Here is an 18,986-nt window from a genome sequence, read left to right on the forward strand (position 1 = left end):
CCATGGTAACGTCTCCCTCCTTCTGGTGGCATGGCAAGGGCGGCTGGCAGAGCCTTGCACTTGCGCCGCTTAGCCTCGTCTACGGCCATATCAGCGGCGCCCGCATGGCGCGGGGCGTGCGGCACCGCGTGCAGCTTCCGGTCATCTGCATCGGCAATTTCGTGCTGGGCGGCGCTGGCAAGACCCCAACCGCCCTTGCGCTGGCGCGGGCGGCACAGGCCATGGGCCTCAAGCCCGGCTTTCTCAGTCGCGGTTATGGTGGCAGGCTGAAGCGCACCACCCTTGTCGATCCGGCCCGCCATCTTGCCGCCGATGTCGGCGATGAGCCACTGCTGCTGGCGCGGGAGGCCGTGACCGTCATTTCCCCCCGTCGTGTCGAAGGGGCCGAAGCCTTGCGCGCCGCAGGCGTTGATCTCATCATCATGGATGACGGTTTCCAGAGTGCAAGGCTTGCCATCGATTTTGCCTTGCTGGTGGTGGATAGCCGCCGGGGTCTCGGCAATGGCAAGGTGTTTCCCGCAGGCCCGCTTCGCGCCCCCCTGCCCCGGCAACTGGCCGCCATGGACGCCGTTTTACAGGTGGGAACGGCCGATGGCGCTGAGCCGCTTGTGCGCAAGGTGGCGCGGCTTGGCAAGCCCGTGCTGCTTGGCAAGGTGCAGCCCCGCCCGGTGGATCTGGAACATCCTCACGACAACGGGGAAGAGCTGAAGGCAAAACAGGTTCTGGCCTATTGCGGCATTGCCGATCCGGAAAAATTCCATCGCACCCTGCGCGACATGGGCGCCAATCTCGCCGAAATCCGCGCCTTCGGCGACCACCAGCCCCTCACGCCCCGCCAGATGGACGACCTGCTCGACACAGCCCGCCGACACAAGCTGCAACTTGTCACGACCGCCAAGGATTTCGTGCGGCTGAAGGGCGGCGCCGGGCGGGCCGGGGAGCTTGCCGAACGCTCGATCGTGGTGGAAATCGACATCGTTTTCGACGATCCCTCCGCGCCGAAACGCATTATCGAAAAAGCGCAGGCGCGCTTCAGAGACGCAGGAAAAATCCTTTAGAGCATTTTCAGGAAAACCGGTTTCCACTTTTCCTGAAAATGCTCTACAGCGCCGTGCGTTTTATCAAACGCTACAGTACACGACGCTTAGGCATGTGGCGTGGCCTACCCCCCTCTGCCTTGCCAGGCATCTCCCCCTCAAGGGGGAGATTGCAATACGGACAAAGCGCCATTCTTCAAAGACTATTTGTGATGACGGCCTTTTTCAAGGATTTAGGCAAGGCCTTCATCTTGCCGATCTCCCCCCTTGAGGGCAGGGCAATCGCATATGCGGAACAAACATGGAATCTGCGAGCATTTGTTCTTGCAACGATTCCGTTTTGTTCGCCCTTCGATTCCTCGAAATCGGTCATATGCGATTGCCCTGCCTTGAGGGGGAGATGTCCGGCAGGACAGAGGGGGGGTAAGCCACACGCTAAACCCTAGCGTCGTGTACTGTGATCAAACGCACGAGGGACGCTGTAACACTTTAAAGCTGCTGCATAATTCTCACCTTAAATCGATTCCGATTTAAGGAATTATGCAGTAGGATCAAAACTCGATCAGCGCCGCTGGTTCGGCAGGTTTCCGGCGCGCTTTTCGGCCTCCAGCGAAGCGGCGGCATCCACGTAAGCTTCCTGACGATCCACACTCCAGTATTTCAGTTCGTCCACCATGATCGGCCGCCCGGTCATGGCGCAGATCACATGGGAACCGGGGGTAAGAATCTGAAAATCGCCATCCAGATAGCGCAATCTGGCTTCCTTGCCGCTTCCGCCTTCGAACCGGTTCATGATCTGCTCCTGTCTTCTTGCAAGGCGCGGACGCCTGCGCATCGTCGCGCCCCGGTCATATCGCATAATGGCAAGACGCCGCAAGGTCAGCTACGGCCGAAGAGCCGCTCGATGTCGGCAAGCTTCAGCTCGACATAGGTTGGCCTGCCGTGATTGCACTGGCCAGAGCCCGGCGTTTCCTCCATCTTGCGCAGCAGGGCATTCATTTCCTCCGCCCGCAGCACCCGGCCCGAGCGTACCGAACCGTGGCAGGCCATGGTGGCGGCTACATGTTCCAGGCGTGCGAAAAGTCCGCCCGCCGTTTCCCATTCGGCGATCTCGTCGGCAAGCTGGCGCAAAAGCGAGGGCACATCCATTTCTCCCAGCATGGCAGGGGTTTCGCGCACCGCCATGGCGCCCGGCCCGAACCGCTCCAAAGCCAGCCCGAGCCTGTCGAATTCCTGCGCGTGCGCGGCCAGCCGGTCGCAATCCTCCTCAGGCAAATCGACGATTTCAGGAATAAGCAGCCCCTGCGAGGGAAGGCGGCGTCCGCTCAGCGCCTTGCGCATATCTTCGAAGACCAGTCTCTCATGCGCGGCGTGCTGATCGACGATCACAAGCCCGTCGCGGGTCTGGGCCACGATGTAATTGGCATGAAGCTGGGCACGTGCGGCACCCAACGGAAAATCCCGCTCGACGGCCTGCCGCGTCTCGATCGGCGCGGCCTCGCTGCGGGCCGTTGGCATGGCGAGGCTATCGAAACGGCCCTGCGGCGTTTCCGCAAGACCCGGCTGCATAAGGCCGCTTGCCAGCGGACGGCTGGGCGAGCTTGCCGGCGTCCACCCGGCATTGCCGCCCGCCGATGTGCCAAACCCGCCCATGCCGGGACGGAAAGCGCGCAACATGGCCCCTGCCCCCGCCGTGGAAGGGCGCGCGCCCTCCCGCGTCAGCGCCTCGCGGATGGCCCCGACAATCAGGCCGCGCACAAGGCCCGCATCGCGAAACCGCACATCCGATTTTGCCGGATGCACATTGACGTCCACCAGCGCCGGATCGAGCGTGATCGATAGTACCGCCACCGGATAACGCCCCTGTGGCACCGTTTCGGCATAGGCGCCGCGAATGGCGGAGAGGATGAGCTTATCCTGCACGGGCCTGCCATTGACGAAGGCATATTGATGCGCCGCATTGCCGCGATTGAAGGTGGGGATACCGGCAAAGCCGGTGAGGGCCACATCCTCGCGCACGGCATCGAGCGCTATGGCATTGTCGCGGAAATCCGCACCCAGTATCTGGGCGATGCGGGCAAGATGGTCATCGCCGGTGGCTGGAAATTCCAGCGCCGAGCGATCCGTGCCCGAAAGCACGAAGCGGATGGCGGGAAAGGCAATCGCCATGCGCTTGACCACTTCGGTAATGGCGCCAGCCTCTGCCCTTTCGCTTTTCATGAATTTCAGCCGGGCGGGCGTGGCGAAAAACAGATCCCGCACCTCCACCACCGTGCCGAAATTGCCCGGCGCCGGACCGACCTCGGACACCTTTCCCCCTTCCACCTGAATGCGCAGCGCATGGGGCGCGCCCTGCCTGCGGGTGGAAATCGAAAGGCGGGCCACGGAGCCGATGGAGGGCAGCGCCTCGCCGCGGAAGCCGAGGCTGCGAATCTCGTCCAGCGAACCGTCCAGCTTGGAAGTGCAATGGCGGCGCACCGCCAGCTCCAGGTCCCGCGCATCCATGCCAAAGCCGTTATCGGTCACGCGCAACAGCGCCTTGCCACCGCCGGCAGTGGCAATGTCGATGCGTGTCGCGCCGGCATCGATGGCGTTTTCGATCAATTCCTTGGCAGCGCTGGCCGGTCGCTCCACGACCTCGCCCGCGGCAATCTGGTTGATCAGGGTTTCAGGAAGTTGCTTGACGGTCATGTTTTTCTTTTCCGGCATTTCCGCCCTCCCGAAAAGCCCCCGGCAGCCACTCTCCCCAGAAACGGCAATCCAGACGATATTAAGCAGGCGTTAATCACAAACCAATAGGATTGTCGGGAAACGGGAGAGTGAAAACCGGCCCCGGCCGGACGATGCGTAAAACAATTCCCTCTGAAGCGACCCGGCATTTGCGCCAAATTCCGGGCTGTCCTCAAGGCCACCGGGACTGCGCACCGCCTGCAAGCGGTGGCCAAGGTCTCTGGAGAGCAGGTATGGAACGACATGCGATGACGGAGTGCGCCCTGGAGCGCGGCCTGCTGGACGCCGTTTGCGACACACAGGGCAGCGCGCTGCTGGTCATCGATCGCGACGACCTGATCGTCTATGGCAGTCCGCTGGTGCTGAACTTCTTTCCGGTTTCGGAATTTTACCTTCGTCCGGGCACGCGACTGCGCGATTTTCTGGGCGCGGTTCATGACCATTGCATTCGCCTGGTACCCTCCGCGCCCCCGCGCGAGGAGTGGATTGCAGAGCGCGTTTCCGCCCAATGGCGCGAGCGCTGGGAAGACGTCGAGCGCACCGTGAAGGGCCGCATGATGCGTCTGGCCAAACGCCGCCTGCCCTCAGGCTTCGGCCTCTGCGTCATGACCGATGTGACCGAGCAGAAAAAACGCGACGAACAATGGAAGACCGATCAGGAACGCATCGAGGTGACGGAAGAAATACTCGATAGCCTGCCGCATCCGCTTTTCGTGCTGGACGAAGACAGGACAATCGTCGCGGTCAACCGTGCCGTGGCATCGGCCGCGGGTGCTGGCCTTCAGGGCGTTCAGGGCGAAAAGGCCAGCGCCGTCTTCGCCCCCGCCTTTCTTGCCGATCTGGAGCGAACGGCCCCGCAGCTTCGCGCCAATGATGCGCCGCTGCCGCTGGCAAGGCCGGGCATATGGCTTTCATCGGCAATGCGGGCCGGACGGCTCTTTACCATGGTCAGTCTCACTGCCGGGCAGATGCAGGATAGAACGCTCTTCCTCAGCCAACCGCACGCCGAGACCGGCAAAGAGACCCCGAGCCTCGACCTGGCCGGCATGAGGGTGCTGGCCATCAGCAGCGATGCGGGCTTCAACCAGCGCATGGCCAGGCTGCTCGCGCAAGCAGGCGCGGATAGCTGCACGCTGGATATGGCAACCGATATGCGCCCCTTTCTTGCCGCCGCACACGCGGCGGGCGTGGCGATCGACCTTGTGCTGGTTGACCGGCGTATGCCGCCGGCCTGTGCCGCACTGGCACGGGAACACGGTCTTGCGACCATTGTCCTTGCCCATGACTGGGCGGACGCCATGCTGATACGTCAAATCCAGTCGATCCACAGTGAAACGGAAACCGTAACCGAGGCGGCACCCGCCTTTCGTGCCGCGGCCGCGGGCACCACGCAGGATGAAGGCCATGCAAGGCTGGCGGCGGCTCCCGCCCCCATGTCCTCACCTGAGCCGCTTGCCACCGCCGGGACCGGCCTTCCAGACGGCACCAAAGCCGATCCCTCCGCCATTCTGGTCGTCGAGGACAATGACGTGAACCAGATCGTGTTTTCGCAAATTCTGGAAGGATTGGGCTGCCGCTATACAATCGCCGCAAGCGGCGCCGAGGCCTTGCGGATCTGGACGCAAACCCGCCCGGATGTGGTGCTGATGGACATCTCGCTGCCCGACATAAACGGGCTTGAGCTGACACGGGCCATGCGCCGCCATGAGGAAAATACCCGGCAACGCAGCCTGATTGTCGGCGTGCTCGTGCCTGCCTTCGACCAGGACAAGCCGAAATGTCTGGCGGCTGGCATGGATGACGCCATCGTCAAGCCACTCAGCCCTGACATGATAGAACATCTTCTCAGCCGTCACGGCCTGCTGGAAAAGGTGGCTGTCCGCGCCTGAAACCATTCCAGGTGCCGGTCTTGATAAAACCGTTTGCGGACATAAATTTCCCCGGCCTTTGCTGGCGCAATGCCCGCGCTTTCGCCGCGCGACGCCGCTGCAAACGGGCGCAAACGGCAAATTCAGCCCACTAGTATAAATCAGGGGTAAAAATCCACATGTCGCGAAGCTGCGGAAACTAAAAATTTATTAGGGTTTCGTGACCATCTTCGGGGTGAAGGCGCAAGGCCCGGTTAACTGCTTGACAAGACGCTTTTTCAATTAGCGAGACAAGCTCAAGCACCGGGTTTATTGTTGTCTGAGACGCAACCCGAAGTGTTTTGCAAGGATTTTCGATGAGCGCTGCTGACATGGCGGCCGACGACAGCGGGGGAGCGGGCGCAAGCGTCATTGATCCCCTGACCGGTCTTGGAAATCAGCGGCGGCTGAGGGAAGACGTTTGCGCGCTTGCAGCCGAGCGCGCCGCCGACCCGGCCCCCTTCACCGTTGCGCTTGTCAATCTCGATGGCTTCAAACCGATCAACGACCTGTTCGGGTCGATGGCGGGGGATGAGATCCTGTGTCAGGTCGCCCATCGCCTGAAGGCCTGCACGCCGGATGGCAGCATCGTCACCCGCCACGACGGCGATGAATTCGCCATTATCCTGCCGCTGATCTTCGAGGCAGGCAGCGCCGAGCGCATCGGCTATCTCATCAAGGACGTGCTGTCGGCGCCCTATGATCTTGGCGACCGCAACGTGCGTCTTTCAGCCTCGCTGGGCTTTGCCATCTACCCCTTTGCGGGGGAGGAATTCAGCGATCTCATGAAAAGCGCGGAAACCGCGCTCTATCGCTCAAAGCGTCGCGGACGTGGGCAAATCACCGTCTATACCCGCGAAATCGCTCAGGAAATGCGCCACTCCACCCAGTTGGAACAGGCCCTGCGCAACGCCATCATCCATGATGCCGTGGATGTACATTTTCAGCCCATCGTCTCGCTGGCCGATCACCAGGTGCTGGGTTTCGAAGCGCTGGCGCGGTGGATCGATGCCGATCTGGGTTTCGTTTCGCCCGCCATTTTCGTGCCGCTTGCCGAAGAACGCGGCTTTATCGATACGCTGTCGGAAACCCTGTTGCGCAAGGCCGCCGATGCCGCCCTCACCTGGCCGCGCGATCTTTTCCTTTCCTTCAACCTCTCCTCCGCGCAATTGAAGGACAGCTCTACCGCCTCGCGCACGCTTGCCATTCTCAGCGCTGCCGGGCTTGATCCCGCCCGGCTGGAGCTCGAAATTACCGAAACCGCCGTCATGGCCTGCGCCAAAACGGCCAATGCCATCATTGGCGATTTGCGGCAGGCCGGGGTGCGGATTTCGCTGGACGATTTCGGGACAGGACAGTCCAGCCTTGGACGGCTGCGTGAATTCACCTTCGACAAGGTAAAGATCGATCGCGCCTTCGTTTCCGCTATCACCACCGATCGCGTCTCCGAACATATCGTACGGGCGGTGATTTCCATGTGCGAAGGTTTAAACCTCAAGGTGGTGGCAGAAGGCATCGAAACCGAGGCAGAGGCCGCCATGCTCGACGCATTGGGATGCGCCATGGGTCAGGGCTATTATTTCGGCAAGCCCGCCGATGCCGCCGGGACGCTGCGCTATCTCTATCGTCACTATCAGGATTTAAGCGCTGCCCGCCACAAGGGCATGATGCTTTCCGGCTGAAACCGGTTTTCCCTCCGAAAATCCGCAAAAAACAGAATGTTACATCCTCTGGGAAAGCAGGGCGAACTGCGCCTCCACCGCCCGCTTCACCTCATCCTTGACGGGTTCGGACACTTCGAAAATCTGCCGCGCCTTCAGGAAATCCAGCACGCCGAAACCATTGACCGGCGGACGCAGGAAAATGGCTGGCGGCCCCAGCTTCAGCTTCAGCGCCAGATGCGATTGCATCATCAGCTGCGAGGCGCCGAACAGGCTTTCAATGCGGTTGGGCAGTTCCAGCCCCGTGCCGACCGGACCGCCGACAATATCGATGCCGATCACGATATCGGCCATGCCGAACAGATGCTCATAGGGCACCGGATTGAAAATGCCGCCATCGATCATCAGCCGGTCATCGAGGTTGACCGGCGCAAAAAGCGCCGGGATCGCGGCAGAGGCCGCCAGCGCCTGATAAAGATCGCCCGCTTCGATCAGCTTTTCGCAATGACCGTAATAATCGGTGGCAATCACCTTCAGCGGCATGGAAAGATCGGAGAAATCAGCCGGAATCCGCTCCGGCAGAAAGGCGCGCAAAATCCGCTCCAGATTGAACTGGCCAAGGCGAAAACCGCCCAGCGCATCCTTCATGGAAGGCGGCCTGAGGCTCCAGATGCGGTTGACCACGGCATTGCGTTTTCCCACGGTTTCCAGCGCGTGTTCGCGCATTTCCGCCGCGGACATGCCAGCCGCCGCACCCGCGCCGATAATGGCGCCGATGGATGCCCCGGCGATGGCAACCGGAGCAAGGCCAAGCTCTTCCAGCGCCTCCAGCACCTGAATATGCGCAAAACCCCGTGCCCCCCCTGCCCCAAGCGCAAGGCCGATGGTGGGCGTAGTGCCAGTGCGAGCGGCCGCCAATGCTTTATGCTCATCGATCATCGGGGCATGTCTTTCCATGGCCGCTCACCGCGCGGGAAACCTGTTTTGTCGTTCCGTCGAAGGGCTCAGGGCCGGTAATTGTAAAAGTGAATGCGGGTGTCGCCGAAGGTGCGCGTTTCGGCAAGCGCGAAGGGCGGCTCCACCGCAACCTCCACATCGCCACGCTCCTCCAGAATGGCAAGCGCACCCGGCACCAGCCAGCCACCCTTATGGGCGGCGGCAAAGGCCTTTTCGCCAAGGCCTTTGCCATAGGGCGGATCGGCAAAGAGCAGATGAAAGGGCTCCATGGTGTTGACGGGGCCAAGATCGGTGGCATCCCGCCTCAGGATCTTCGCCCGGCCATGCAGACCGAAGCTGTCGATATTTTCCCACAAGAGCCCGCGGCCCTCGACGCTGTTTTCCACGAAGAGGGCGGCGCGACAGCCGCGAGACAGAGCCTCAAGCCCGACAGCACCCGTGCCCGCGAAAAGATCGAGAATACGGGTGCCATCCAGACTTTCCGGGTGGGCATGGGTGATGATGTTGAACAGGCTTTCGCGCGTCCGGTCGATGGTCGGCCGGATCGCATTGCTTTTCGGCGAGGCGATGGTGCGCCCGCGGAACTCTCCTGCGACGATCCGCATGGCTTACCTCTTGCCCTTGAAGCCACCCGGCTTGCCTGAAGGCCTGCCGCCGCCGGGTTTGCCTCCAAAGGGCTTCCCACCACCGGGTTTGCCACCAAAGGACTTGCCGCCCGGCTTGCCACCGAAAGGCTTTGCATCGCTGCGAGGCGGCCCCTTGCGGCCTTCGCCTGGCTTGTCACGGCCAAAGCCGGACCCCCGGCGGTCTTCAAACTTGCCGCCATCGCGGCGGTTCTCAAACTTGCCGCCGTCGCGGTTGCCGCCAAAGCCGCCCTCGCGGCGCTGGCGCGGTGCGTCCTGCCCGTCGGCCTTGCGGGCCGGTTCCTCGGCGCGGATCCACTCACCCTCGTCGTCGCGGGCGCGGCTTACCAGAACACGCGGGCCGGGATCGAAGGCGCGGCTGGCGCCGCCCTTTCTGTCGGGATCATGCCTAGACAGCGAGCGCGAGGCAGACCCATCCTTGTTGCGGCCATAGCGATTATCCGGACGCTTACCATCGCCACGGGCGCGCAGCGGCTTTTCGCGCTCCTCCCCCTCGGCCTTGGCGGCGGCCACGGGGCGTGCGCCCGGCGCCATCCACACATTGGCGGTGCGGGTGGTGGCAGCGGGCGTGCGCTTGGCCTTGCCGAAATCGCGCTCATCGCGGCGGCTGGTGTCCAGCCGGTCCAGCGCCCGCTCACGGCCCGACATGCGCTCAGAGCCCTTACCCTCGGAGCCTTTGCGCTCCGGCTTGCCTTTACGAGCGGGCCGGTCCTCGTCCTGCCGTTCGGGGCGTTCAGCGCGCTCGGAGCGGGCCGGGCGCATGGGGCACTGCTCTTCCTCATCATCGCGTGCTTCTGCGGCATTGAAGATCGGCGCGTCGAAATTGGCCTTGGCCTCTTCGATCAGGCGCGGCCCAAGCTGGTCGCGCAACATGCGGCCGCGCACCTCCATGGCCTTGCCTTCCGACAGGTCGCCAAGCTGGAAAGGACCGTAGGAAATGCGGATGAGCCGGTTCACATCCAGCCCCAGCGCACCCAGAACATTCTTGATTTCGCGGTTCTTGCCTTCGCGCAGACCCATGGTGATCCACACATTGTGGCCCTGGGCGCGGTCAAGCGTTGCATCGATGGCGCCATAAAGCACGCCGTCCACGGCAATCCCGTCCTTGAGCTTGTCCAGCGCGGCCTGATCCACCGAGCCATAGGCACGCACGCGGTAGCGGCGCAGCCAGCCGGTCGTCGGCAGTTCCAGCACCCGCGCCAGCCCGCCATCATTGGTCAACAGCAGCAGGCCCTCGGTATTGATGTCGAGACGGCCGATGGACATGACGCGCGGCAGGTCTTCCGGCAGATTGTCGAAAACCGTGGGGCGGCCTTCCGGATCGGAATTGGTCGTCACCAGACCGGCGGGCTTGTGGTAGAGCCACAGCCGCGTGCGCTCTATGCCGCGAATGGGAGTGCCGTCCACTTCGATACGGTCGGCAAGCGTGGCGTTCAGCACGGGGCTGTCCAGTACCTTGCCGTTCACCGCAACGCGGCCTTCCATGATCATGCGTTCCACATCCCGCCGCGAGGCAACGCCTGCGCGCGCCAGAAGCTTGGAGATGCGCTCGGGCTTCATGGCCTCGTCGCCGGTGGAAACGGCGCCATCCGTACGCCTGGGACGAAATGCCGCCTTCACCTGATCTCTGTCGGCACCCTTGCCCGCAGCCTGTGCATCCCGCTTGAAGCCGGAGGGTTTGCCGCCTGCCGCCTTGGCGAAACCGGATTTGAAGGGCTTTTCGGAACGGTCGGACCGCCCGCCGCCCTCGCCTTCTGCCTTGCCGGAAAAGCGCGAGGGTTTACCCGAGGCGGAGGATTTGAAACCATCGCCTTTACGGGGGCCTGATTTGCCGCCATTGAATTTGCTGCCTGGAGCCTTGCCGCCCCGGCGCTGGAACTTGTCGTTATCGGTCATTTTTCTATTTGCCTGTCGTTTGGCCTGTGTCCTATCAGGTCCGGCAGGCTTGGTTAAGCGGAAAGTTGCGGGATATGCTGCCAACACGGCGTTTCATGAATGCGGCTCTTGAGGAAGCTGAGGCGGCGGGCGCGCGCGGCGAAGTGCCGATCGGCGCCGTCGTGGTGCGGCAGGACCGGATCGTTGCGGCAGCCGGAAACGAAACCCGCGCGCTGCGCGACATCAGCGCCCATGCCGAGATCCTCGCCATTCGCCGCGCCGCCGCGATACTTGAAGACGAGCGGCTAAGCGGTTGCGACCTCTATGTAACATTGGAACCCTGCGCCATGTGCGCGGCCGCCATATCCTTTGCGCGAATTAGACGTTTATATTATGGTGCTGAAGATCCCAAGGGCGGAGGGGTGGATCATGGTGGCCGGTTTTACAGCCAGCCCACCTGCCACCACGCACCGGAGGTCTATTCCGGCATTGGCGAAAGCGCCAGCGCCGAACTGCTGAAAGCCTTTTTTCACGAGCGGCGATGATCGAAACGCCTGTCACACTCTGGTTTGTCATGGTGGCGCTTTCCATCCATGCCTATTTTCGTCTTGCGCCACGGCAGAAGCTTCTGCCGATGCAATGGACGTTTACCGGAAAGGTCGCCTGGCGCGCGCCCCGCCTGACGGCGCTCAGCTTCGTGCCGCTTCTGGTGGCAGCCCTGCTCGTTTTCGTCGCCACCCTGCCGCAATATGCAAGCCTTGCGGATTCCCCGCTGGAAATGGTCGCAGGCATCGGGCTGGCCGTGCATGTGCTGCATCTGGCCATTTTGTGGCTGACCTTGAGCTGATCGCCAGCGGCCCCTACAGCGCCGTGCGTTTTCTCAAACGCACAAAGGACGCTGTAACACTTTAAAGCTGCTGCATAATTTTCACCTTAAATCGATTCCGATTTAAGGAATTATGCAGTAGATTATCACTCCCCGGCGAAGGCCTTGAGCGCCTCGCCCGTCAGGCGATAGCGGATCCAATCGCTTTGCGGTTCGCCGCCGATGGCCTCATAAACCCGGATGGCCGGTTCGTTCCAGTCCAGCACGCTCCATTCAAAGCGTCCGCAATCTTCCGAAACGGCGCGTTTGGCCAGATAGCGCAGCAGGAGCTTGCCGCCGCCTTTTCCGCGAAAGGCGGGATCGACGTAAAGATCCTCAAGATAGAGGCCCTTGCGCGCCAGCCAGGTGGAATAGCTGTAGAACCAGATGGCAAAACCCGCCGCGACCCCATCGCTTTCCAGAATGGCCGCGCCGGTGACGCTGCCTTCGCCAAATAGCGTGCGCTCAAGGCTTTCCGGCGTTGCCAGTACCTCATGCTCGGCCTTTTCGTAAATGGCAAGATCGGTGATGAAGCGCAAAATGGCCGGAACATCGGCGCGGTCGGCTTGGCGAATGGTAAAGCTCATGGAAATCCCGACATGAAAAGGGGCCGATACCGGCCCCGAAAATCATCACCTGCGATGACCGCATTGGACTACTGCATAATTCCTTAAAATCAGAATCGATTTAAGGTGAAAATTATGCAGCAGATTTAAAGTGTTACAGCGTCCTTTGTGCGTTTGTTAAAACGCACGGCGCTGTAGCGCGCTTATTGGAAGGGCTGCCACCAGTTCTTGCCGGAATTTGCAATCTGCGCATCCTTCTGGCGGCGCTTTTCTTTCTTGGCTTCCGGCTCGCCCAGATCGGTCAGCTTGGTCTCATCCACCATGCGGTAGCTGTCCGGCGGATCGGAAAGAACGCGGCGCTGGTCGAGATAGGCGCCCTTCTGGATCTTGCGGGCATCGCGGAAGGCCTGCCACTTTTGCGTTTCCGTCATCGTGCCGTTGGTGCCGTAACCGGCCAGAAGCGGCGAGCGATAATTCGGGTTGCTGGCATTGGCATCGGCTTCCGCCACCAAGCGCTTGCGGGTATCTTCCGGCGCTTCCAGCCATTCGGGATTGTCCTTGCTGGCAAGCGAGGTCTGCGGCTGCACCAGTTCGGCCTGCGCGCCCTTGGGCGGCAGCACCAGATCAGGGCGCGGATTATACTTACCATCGGCCTTTTTCTGGCCGCCGGTGACAGACACCGCCGAACCAAGGTCGTCGGTCAGTTGTTCCATCGCCGTCTTGTCCGTTCCATAGGTCGGGCTGCTCATGCAGCCGCTGAGGCCGGAGCAGGCGCCGACAACGCCAGCGAGCGTCACACCTACGCGAAACAGTTTTGCCTTCACCATCTACTTCCAGCCTTTCAGCATGACGCGCCACTTGGCGTCACAGCTCCATGCTCCACCCATCACGGCAGGGGTCGTATCCACGCGGAATGCGGACTTGCACCGTGCTTTCAGGCGAGCATTTCTCGCCTGAAAGAAAATTCCGGCCAATTTCAGGCAGCTTTTACCGAAAGTTCAGTAAAAGAGCAAATGCCGTCTGCCAACCCCAAACAGAAGTGTGCAGCGGCATTTCGCCAAAATCAACCTTGCAGCGCAGCAAGCTCCCGCAGGGCGGCTGCATCGCGGGCGGAAACCTCCGGATAATCGGCATCGGAACCGACATCGGCCGTAATGCGCCAGGAGCGGGCGCATTTGCGGCCTTCGGCCAATTTTGGTTCCACCGCGACACCGGCAACATCGGCAAGACGGAAGGCCTCTGCCGGCCCCTCGCCCGCGACCACGGAAATCGACGAGGTAATGCAGATCTCGGCCATGTCCACACCGTCCAGCGCCGCCAGCAGGCTGGCATCGGCCACATGCACCACGGGTGCTGCCTCCAGCGACGAGCCGATGCGCTTGTCCTTGCGCTCCACTTCCAGCGCGCCCGTGACTACGGAGCGCACCTTGCGGATGCGGCTCCAGCTTTCCTCCAGTGCCGGATTGAGCCATTCCGCCGGAATGGCCGGGAACTGCTCAAGATGCACCGATTCCGCCTGCGGATTGCGCGACAGCCACGCCTCCTCGGTGGTAAAGGGCATCATCGGCGCAAACCACAGCACCAGGCAATCGAACAGCTTGCGGATGACGTAAAGGGCCGCACGGCGACGGGCCGAAGACGGCGCATCGCAATAAAGCGCATCCTTGCGAATGTCGAAATAGAAGGCGGACAGTTCGACATTGGCGAAATCGGTCAGGGCGCGGGTGATGCGCTTGAAATCGAAGGCGTCGTAGGCCTCGCGCACCAGCCGGTCGAGTTCGGCCAGACGGTGCAGCATCAGCTTTTCCAGATCCGGCAGATCGCCATAGGCAAACTCGTCGCCCGGATCATGGGCAAGCGTGCCAAGCATCCAGCGAATGGTGTTGCGGATCTTGCGATAGGCATCGATATTGGTTTGCAGGATGGTCTTGCCCAGCCGCTGATCTTCGCCGTAATCGGTATTCATCACCCAGAGACGCAGAATATCGGCCCCCGACTGGGCCATCACATCCTGCGGCACCACCGTATTGCCAAGCGATTTCGACATCTTGCGGCCATGCTCGTCCATGGTGAAGCCATGGGTGATGACGGTGTTGTAGGGTGCGCGGCCCCGCGTGGCGCAGCTTTCCAGCAGGGAGGAATGGAACCAGCCGCGATGCTGGTCAGACCCTTCCAGATAGACATCGGCCGGCCATTTCAGGTCGGGCCGGTCTTCCAGCGTAAAGGTATGGGTGGAGCCGGAATCAAACCAGACATCGAGAATGTCGGTAATCATCGTCCAGCGATCCTGATCCTCGCGACCGGCAAGGAAGCGCGCCTTGGCGCCTTCGGCAAACCAGGCATCCGCCCCCTCGGCCTCGAAGGCTTCGACGATGCGGGCGTTTACCGCCTCATCGACGAGGATCTCGCCCTTGTCGTCGGCGAAGATGGCGATCGGCACGCCCCAGGCGCGCTGGCGCGACAAAACCCAGTCCGGGCGATTTTCGATCATGGCGCGCAGGCGGTTCTGCCCGGCGGCAGGCACGAAGCGCGTGCCGTCGATGGCCGAAAGCGCCCGCGAGCGCAGCGTGGTGCCATCGCCGAGATCCTTGTCCATATAGACGAACCATTGCGGCGTGTTGCGGTAGATCACCGGCTTCTTGGAGCGCCAGCTATGCGGATAATCATGCTTGATGCGCCCGCGCGAAAACAGGTTTCCGGCCGCAATCAGCGCTTCGGCCACCCGCTTGTTGGCATCGCCCTTCTTGCCATTGTCATCCATGACGCGGGCGGGACCGCCCTCTGCGCCGGGGCCGAAGCCGGGGGCCTCTTCGGTGTAGAAACCGTCATCGCCCACGGTGAAGGGGATTTGCGGCGAGATGCCACGCGCCTCGAAGCTGCGGGCATTGGCCATCCAGGCGTCGAAGTCCTCGCGGCCATGGCCGGGCGCCGTATGCACGAAACCGGTACCGGCATCGTCATTGACGTGGTCGCTATCCATCAGCGGCACCTGGAAGCCATAGCCACCGGCCAGACCCTTCAGCGGATGATCGCAGATGACGGGCGAAAGTTCATCCGCGCTCACGCCGCGCAGGCGTTTTGCCTCAAGCTTTGCCTTGGCGAAGCACTCCGCCGCCAGCTTGTCGGCAAACAGCATCTTTTCTCCAGGCTGGGGACCAAAATCATTGGCCGCCGCCGTGACTTCATAAAGGCCGTATTCCACCTTGGACGAGAAGGAGATGGCGCGGTTGCCGGGAATGGTCCAGGGCGTAGTGGTCCAGATGACGATGAAGGCACCGGCAAGCTCGCCCGTGGCGACGGGAAACTTCACCCAGACCGTATCGCTTTCGATTTCGTGATATTCCACTTCCGCCTCGGCCAGCGCCGTGCGCTCCACAACCGACCACATGACGGGCTTGGAGCCGCGATAAAGCTGGCCGCTTCTGGCGATTTTCAAAAGCTCGCCGGCAATGCGGGCTTCGGCATGGAAGTTCATGGTGGTGTAGGGATTGTCGAAATCGCCCTCGATGCCGAGACGGCGAAAGTCATCGGCCTGAACCTTGATCCAGCTTCCGGCAAAATCACGGCACTCCTTGCGGAATTCGTTGACCGGCACTTCGTCCTTGTTCTTGCCCTTCTCGCGGTATTTTTCCTCGATCTTCCACTCGATGGGCAGGCCGTGGCAATCCCAGCCGGGCACGTAATTGCTGTCGAAACCGCGCATCTGGAAGGAGCGGGTGATGACGTCCTTGAGGATCTTGTTCAGCGCATGGCCGATATGGATATTGCCGTTGGCATAGGGCGGGCCGTCATGCAGCACGAATTTCTCGCGGCCCGCGGCAGAGGCGCGAAGCCGCTTGTAAAGATCCATCGTCTTCCAGCGCGCCACCAGCTCCGGCTCTTTTTGCGGCAGCCCGGCGCGCATGGGAAAATCCGTCTGCGGCAGATAGAGGGTGGAAGAATAGTCCTGCTTGTCCGTGGTCTCGGTCATGGTCCAACCATTGAATGGGCGGCGGCGGGCGCCTTGAAATGCGATAGGAGAGAATGGAGCGTTGCGGCAGCGCGCCTGCCAAGCGGGCGGGCGGTGGACAAACGCCGAAAACCCGGACCCTTCGGCGCGCCTTCAGGCCGCACGAAAGGCCGGGCCAATAATTCGCAGCGTGCTTATTGGCTCAAGCTTTCTCATCGGCCGGTTGTTTAAGCGCTTTTGCCCGGAAAGAAAAGCAAAAAGCCCAACGGAAAAGCAAAGAAGGGCGGCGGCCAGTCAATGGCCACCGCCCCCGGACGTGACCGAAGCCTTTATCAGGCCCGGCTTGTCGCAGGCCTCGCCACCAGATTGACGAGAACCGCCACGGCAATATTGGCGGCAAGCGCCAGAAGGCCGATATAGACCGTGACGGGCGCCCCGCCGAAGGCCAGCGCGTGCAGCGGCTTCCAGCCATTCAGCCAGACCAGCCAGGTTCCTCCGGCAAAGCCGACCAGCCAGCCCGCCAGAAGACCGGGCGCGCGGAACCAGTTGGTATAGAGCCCGAAGACCAGCGCGGGAAGCGTTTGCAGGATCCAGATGCCGCCCAGCAATTGCAGATCCAGCGCAAACTGGGTGGGCAGGAAGACGATGACCAGAAGCGCACCCACCTTGACGACAAGCGACGTGACCTTGGCCACCTGCGCCTCGCCGGCATGGGACACCTGCGGGTTGACATAGGCCTTCCAGATATTCCGGGTGAAGAGATTGGCGGCGCCAATACTCATCACCGCCGCAGGCACCAGCGCGCCAATGGCAATGGCGGAGAAGGCAAAGCCAGCAAACCAGTCCGGAAACAGCGTGTCGAACAGCATGGGCACGATGTCGTTCGGGCTCTGGGGCTTGAGACCGGCGGCATGGCCCATATAGCCAAGCAGCGCCAGAAGGCCGAGCAACAGCGTGTAGGCTGGCAGCAACACGGCATTCTTGCGGATGGTATTGCCGCCATTGGAGGCGAAGATGCCAGTCAGTGTGTGCGGATACATGAAGGCAGCCAGCGCCGAGCCCAGCGCCAGAGAGGCATAGGCCACAACCTGACCGGAACCCAGTAGCAACCCGCCCGACCCCTTGGCCTGGAAGGCGGCTTCGGCGGAAGCGAAGACATTGGCATAGCCGCCAAGCTTCAGCGGAATGGCCGCAACGGCGGTGATCACCACGATATAGATCATGATGTCCTTGACGAAGGCAATCAGCGCCGGCGCACGCAGGCCCGCCGAATAGGTGTAGAGCGCCAGAATGATGAAGGAGATGGCAAGCGGCACTTCCCCATGCAGGCCCAGCGCCTTCAACACCGTTGCCATGCCCACGAGTTGCAGCGCGATATAGGGCATGGTGGCGATGACGCCGGTGAGCGCCACGGCAAGCTCAAGCGCCCGCGAACCATATTGACCATGCACGACATCGCCCGCTGTCACATAGCCATGCTCCTTGGCGCGCTTCCACAAAACCGGCATGACCAGAAAGACGAAGGGATAGACGATGATCGTATAAGGCAGGGCGAAGAAACCATAGGCTCCCACCGCATAGACCAGCGCCGGAACGGCAATGACGGTATAGGCCGTGTAGAAATCGCCGCCCACCAGGAACCAGGTGATCCAGGTGCCGAACTTGCGCCCCCCAAGCCCCCATTCATCGATATGGGCCAGCGTTTCCGGCTTGCGCCAGCGCGACGCCACAAAGCCCATGACGGTGACGAGCACGAAGAAGAAGATGAAGACAGACAGCGCTGTCACGTTGATTTCACTCGTCATTCTTGAAGCTCCTGTAGGCAATGAAGATCAGGAGCGAGGCAAGCGGCACCCAGCCAAGCTGATACCAGTAAAAAAACGGAAATCCGAAAAGCTGCGGCTCGCTCTTGTTATAGAACGGTACCCAGAGCAATCCGATATAAGGAATGACAAGCAGCCAGCAGGCCGCCGTCCAGACAGGTTTTTGCATGAAAGCCTCCCAAGGCGCGAAGGAGGCACCCCTCCTCCCCTAGACTTCCGAGATTTTCGGATTCGCGCGCCCGTCGCAACCCAAAATCGGACAGTCGCACACGGTTGCACACAGATTTGCAGCCGATTTGGGGGAAAGCCCCTTACAGGAGCGAGAGCATGGCCCGCAAAATGTGAAACGGGTTTGCGATGACGACATGCGTTGAAACAGGAGCTTAAAGCGCTTTTCGATCTGATTGAATCAGATCGGCGCTCTACCGTTTTCTTTTCGAAGCGTAATCTTGTCGATCCTCGTTTCACTCCGGCCGGATTATACCCTACGGCGCCGTGCTTTTTACCAAACGCACGGCGCCGTAACACTTTAAAACTGCTGCATAATTTTCACCTTGAATCGATTCCGATTTAAGGAATTATGCAGTAATGCAAAAAGCAGCCGACCGTCGTGCGGAAGGCTGCTTTCTGAAATCCGGTCAAAGCCCTGCTGGGCGGTCGCGTCAGGCGGCGCGGGAAAGGCCTTTGTTATTAAAGGCAAGCTCGACCGTCATGGTGGCGGGAGCGCGGCTGATCTCGGCGGAGTGATCCTTGCATTCCTTCGACACGAATTTCAGCGCTGCTTCCTCGCTGGCGAAAAGGCCGCCAAGCCGGTTGGTCTCATCCTGAAGGACCCAGAAGCCTTTTTGATCGCGGCCAATGGTAAAACGCGGAGAAGACTGGAGAAGCGAACGCTGGGAAACATACTCATTCATGACACGTACTCCTTCTGTTGGAAAAGGCTGCCTGCTGGACAACTGCGCGGGCAGACAA

At 61.4% G+C, this 18,986-nt stretch carries 17 protein-coding genes; 5 read left to right on the top strand and 12 right to left on the bottom strand.

Annotation, left to right across the window (positions count from 1 at the left end):
• Nucleotides 1-2: 2 nt before the first annotated feature.
• Nucleotides 3-1,058, top strand: coding sequence for a tetraacyldisaccharide 4'-kinase (lpxK, locus tag T424_RS0107745; RefSeq protein WP_027487231.1), 1,056 nt, complete (start codon nucleotides 3-5; stop codon nucleotides 1,056-1,058).
• A 175-nt stretch (nucleotides 1,059-1,233) separates the two neighbouring features.
• Here lpxK and T424_RS22475 read toward each other — a convergent pair whose 3' ends face one another.
• The 3 genes from T424_RS22475 to mutL form a co-directional block, all read right to left on the bottom strand.
• Nucleotides 1,234-1,410 (bottom strand): hypothetical protein, encoded by a 177-nt coding sequence (locus T424_RS22475; protein WP_154664836.1) that lies wholly within the window; start codon nucleotides 1,408-1,410, stop codon nucleotides 1,234-1,236.
• A gap of 189 nt (nucleotides 1,411-1,599) precedes the next feature.
• The gene (locus tag T424_RS0107755) at nucleotides 1,600-1,833 is read right to left on the bottom strand and encodes a DUF2093 domain-containing protein (protein WP_027487232.1); all 234 of its coding nucleotides are present in this window, start codon (nucleotides 1,831-1,833) and stop codon (nucleotides 1,600-1,602) included.
• A gap of 83 nt (nucleotides 1,834-1,916) precedes the next feature.
• Nucleotides 1,917-3,728 (bottom strand): DNA mismatch repair endonuclease MutL, encoded by a 1,812-nt coding sequence (mutL, locus tag T424_RS0107760; protein ID WP_027487233.1) that lies wholly within the window; start codon nucleotides 3,726-3,728, stop codon nucleotides 1,917-1,919.
• A 272-nt stretch (nucleotides 3,729-4,000) separates the two neighbouring features.
• Here mutL and T424_RS0107765 point away from each other — a divergent pair, with 272 nt between their 5' ends.
• Together T424_RS0107765 and T424_RS20430 are read left to right on the top strand one after the other, a co-directional pair.
• Nucleotides 4,001-5,656, top strand: a complete 1,656-nt coding sequence (locus T424_RS0107765) for a response regulator (protein WP_027487234.1) — start codon at nucleotides 4,001-4,003, stop codon at nucleotides 5,654-5,656.
• Nucleotides 5,657-5,991: 335 nt separating this feature from the next.
• Nucleotides 5,992-7,356 (top strand): putative bifunctional diguanylate cyclase/phosphodiesterase, encoded by a 1,365-nt coding sequence (locus T424_RS20430; RefSeq protein WP_051558850.1) that lies wholly within the window; start codon nucleotides 5,992-5,994, stop codon nucleotides 7,354-7,356.
• Between the two features lie 39 nt (nucleotides 7,357-7,395).
• Here the strand turns inward: T424_RS20430 and T424_RS0107775 are convergent, their stop codons facing one another.
• From T424_RS0107775 to T424_RS20435, 3 genes are all read right to left on the bottom strand, one after another.
• Nucleotides 7,396-8,274 carry a patatin-like phospholipase family protein gene (locus tag T424_RS0107775; protein WP_154664851.1) on the bottom strand — a complete coding sequence of 293 codons (879 nt, stop codon included), beginning with the start codon at nucleotides 8,272-8,274 and terminating at the stop codon, nucleotides 7,396-7,398.
• 65 nt (nucleotides 8,275-8,339) lie between these two features.
• Nucleotides 8,340-8,897 carry a 16S rRNA (guanine(966)-N(2))-methyltransferase RsmD gene (gene rsmD / locus T424_RS0107780; RefSeq protein ID WP_027487236.1) on the bottom strand — a complete coding sequence of 186 codons (558 nt, stop codon included), beginning with the start codon at nucleotides 8,895-8,897 and terminating at the stop codon, nucleotides 8,340-8,342.
• A 3-nt stretch (nucleotides 8,898-8,900) separates the two neighbouring features.
• Entirely contained in the window at nucleotides 8,901-10,832 is a 1,932-nt protein-coding gene (locus T424_RS20435) for a pseudouridine synthase (RefSeq protein ID WP_084268428.1), read from the bottom strand.
• Nucleotides 10,833-10,906: 74 nt separating this feature from the next.
• Here T424_RS20435 and T424_RS0107790 point away from each other — a divergent pair, with 74 nt between their 5' ends.
• On the top strand, nucleotides 10,907-11,356 hold the full coding sequence (locus T424_RS0107790; RefSeq protein WP_027487237.1) for a nucleoside deaminase: 450 nt from the start codon (nucleotides 10,907-10,909) through the stop codon (nucleotides 11,354-11,356).
• Complete coding sequence (locus T424_RS20440) at nucleotides 11,353-11,658, top strand: hypothetical protein (protein WP_037066945.1); 306 nt, start codon at nucleotides 11,353-11,355, stop codon at nucleotides 11,656-11,658. The genes T424_RS0107790 and T424_RS20440 overlap by 4 nt, the downstream gene beginning before the upstream one ends.
• Nucleotides 11,659-11,783: 125 nt before the next feature.
• On the opposite strand, the gene T424_RS0107800 is transcribed toward T424_RS20440, so the two are convergent.
• From T424_RS0107800 to T424_RS0107825, 6 genes are all read right to left on the bottom strand, one after another.
• Nucleotides 11,784-12,263, bottom strand: coding sequence for a GNAT family N-acetyltransferase (locus T424_RS0107800; protein ID WP_027487238.1), 480 nt, complete (start codon nucleotides 12,261-12,263; stop codon nucleotides 11,784-11,786).
• 182 nt (nucleotides 12,264-12,445) lie between these two features.
• Nucleotides 12,446-13,069, bottom strand: a complete 624-nt coding sequence (locus T424_RS0107805) for a hypothetical protein (protein ID WP_027487239.1) — start codon at nucleotides 13,067-13,069, stop codon at nucleotides 12,446-12,448.
• A 236-nt stretch (nucleotides 13,070-13,305) separates the two neighbouring features.
• Nucleotides 13,306-16,212, bottom strand: a complete 2,907-nt coding sequence (gene ileS / locus T424_RS0107810; protein WP_027487240.1) for an isoleucine--tRNA ligase — start codon at nucleotides 16,210-16,212, stop codon at nucleotides 13,306-13,308.
• Between the two features lie 311 nt (nucleotides 16,213-16,523).
• A complete protein-coding gene (mctP, locus tag T424_RS0107815) occupies nucleotides 16,524-17,996 on the bottom strand; it encodes a monocarboxylate uptake permease MctP (protein ID WP_027487241.1) in 1,473 nt (490 codons plus the stop codon).
• Nucleotides 17,986-18,183: a DUF3311 domain-containing protein gene (locus T424_RS0107820; RefSeq protein WP_027487242.1), complete on the bottom strand. Its 198-nt coding sequence runs from the start codon at nucleotides 18,181-18,183 to the stop codon at nucleotides 17,986-17,988. The genes mctP and T424_RS0107820 overlap by 11 nt, the downstream gene beginning before the upstream one ends.
• Nucleotides 18,184-18,676: 493 nt before the next feature.
• Complete coding sequence (locus T424_RS0107825) at nucleotides 18,677-18,928, bottom strand: hypothetical protein (protein ID WP_027487243.1); 252 nt, start codon at nucleotides 18,926-18,928, stop codon at nucleotides 18,677-18,679.
• Between the last annotated feature and the right edge of the window lie 58 nt (nucleotides 18,929-18,986).

Source organism: Allorhizobium undicola ORS 992 = ATCC 700741 (assembly GCF_000621665.1).
GTDB lineage: Bacteria > Pseudomonadota > Alphaproteobacteria > Rhizobiales > Rhizobiaceae > Allorhizobium > Allorhizobium undicola.

Excerpts from the sequence above, each read along its gene's own strand:
- lpxK (WP_027487231.1), top strand. The coding sequence starts at position 3 with ATGGTAACGTCTCCCTCCTTCTGGTGGCATGGCAAGGGCGGCTGGCAG.
- T424_RS22475 (WP_154664836.1), bottom strand. The coding sequence starts at position 1,410 with ATGACCGATTTCGAGGAATCGAAGGGCGAACAAAACGGAATCGTTGCA.
- mutL (WP_027487233.1), bottom strand. The coding sequence starts at position 3,728 with ATGACCGTCAAGCAACTTCCTGAAACCCTGATCAACCAGATTGCCGCG.
- T424_RS0107765 (WP_027487234.1), top strand. The coding sequence starts at position 4,001 with ATGGAACGACATGCGATGACGGAGTGCGCCCTGGAGCGCGGCCTGCTG.
- T424_RS20430 (WP_051558850.1), top strand. The coding sequence starts at position 5,992 with ATGAGCGCTGCTGACATGGCGGCCGACGACAGCGGGGGAGCGGGCGCA.
- T424_RS0107775 (WP_154664851.1), bottom strand. The coding sequence starts at position 8,274 with ATGATCGATGAGCATAAAGCATTGGCGGCCGCTCGCACTGGCACTACG.
- rsmD (WP_027487236.1), bottom strand. The coding sequence starts at position 8,897 with ATGCGGATCGTCGCAGGAGAGTTCCGCGGGCGCACCATCGCCTCGCCG.
- T424_RS20435 (WP_084268428.1), bottom strand. The coding sequence starts at position 10,832 with ATGACCGATAACGACAAGTTCCAGCGCCGGGGCGGCAAGGCTCCAGGC.
- T424_RS0107790 (WP_027487237.1), top strand. The coding sequence starts at position 10,907 with ATGCTGCCAACACGGCGTTTCATGAATGCGGCTCTTGAGGAAGCTGAG.
- T424_RS20440 (WP_037066945.1), top strand. The coding sequence starts at position 11,353 with ATGATCGAAACGCCTGTCACACTCTGGTTTGTCATGGTGGCGCTTTCC.
- T424_RS0107800 (WP_027487238.1), bottom strand. The coding sequence starts at position 12,263 with ATGAGCTTTACCATTCGCCAAGCCGACCGCGCCGATGTTCCGGCCATT.
- T424_RS0107805 (WP_027487239.1), bottom strand. The coding sequence starts at position 13,069 with ATGGTGAAGGCAAAACTGTTTCGCGTAGGTGTGACGCTCGCTGGCGTT.
- ileS (WP_027487240.1), bottom strand. The coding sequence starts at position 16,212 with ATGACCGAGACCACGGACAAGCAGGACTATTCTTCCACCCTCTATCTG.
- mctP (WP_027487241.1), bottom strand. The coding sequence starts at position 17,996 with ATGACGAGTGAAATCAACGTGACAGCGCTGTCTGTCTTCATCTTCTTC.
- T424_RS0107820 (WP_027487242.1), bottom strand. The coding sequence starts at position 18,183 with ATGCAAAAACCTGTCTGGACGGCGGCCTGCTGGCTGCTTGTCATTCCT.
- T424_RS0107825 (WP_027487243.1), bottom strand. The coding sequence starts at position 18,928 with ATGAATGAGTATGTTTCCCAGCGTTCGCTTCTCCAGTCTTCTCCGCGT.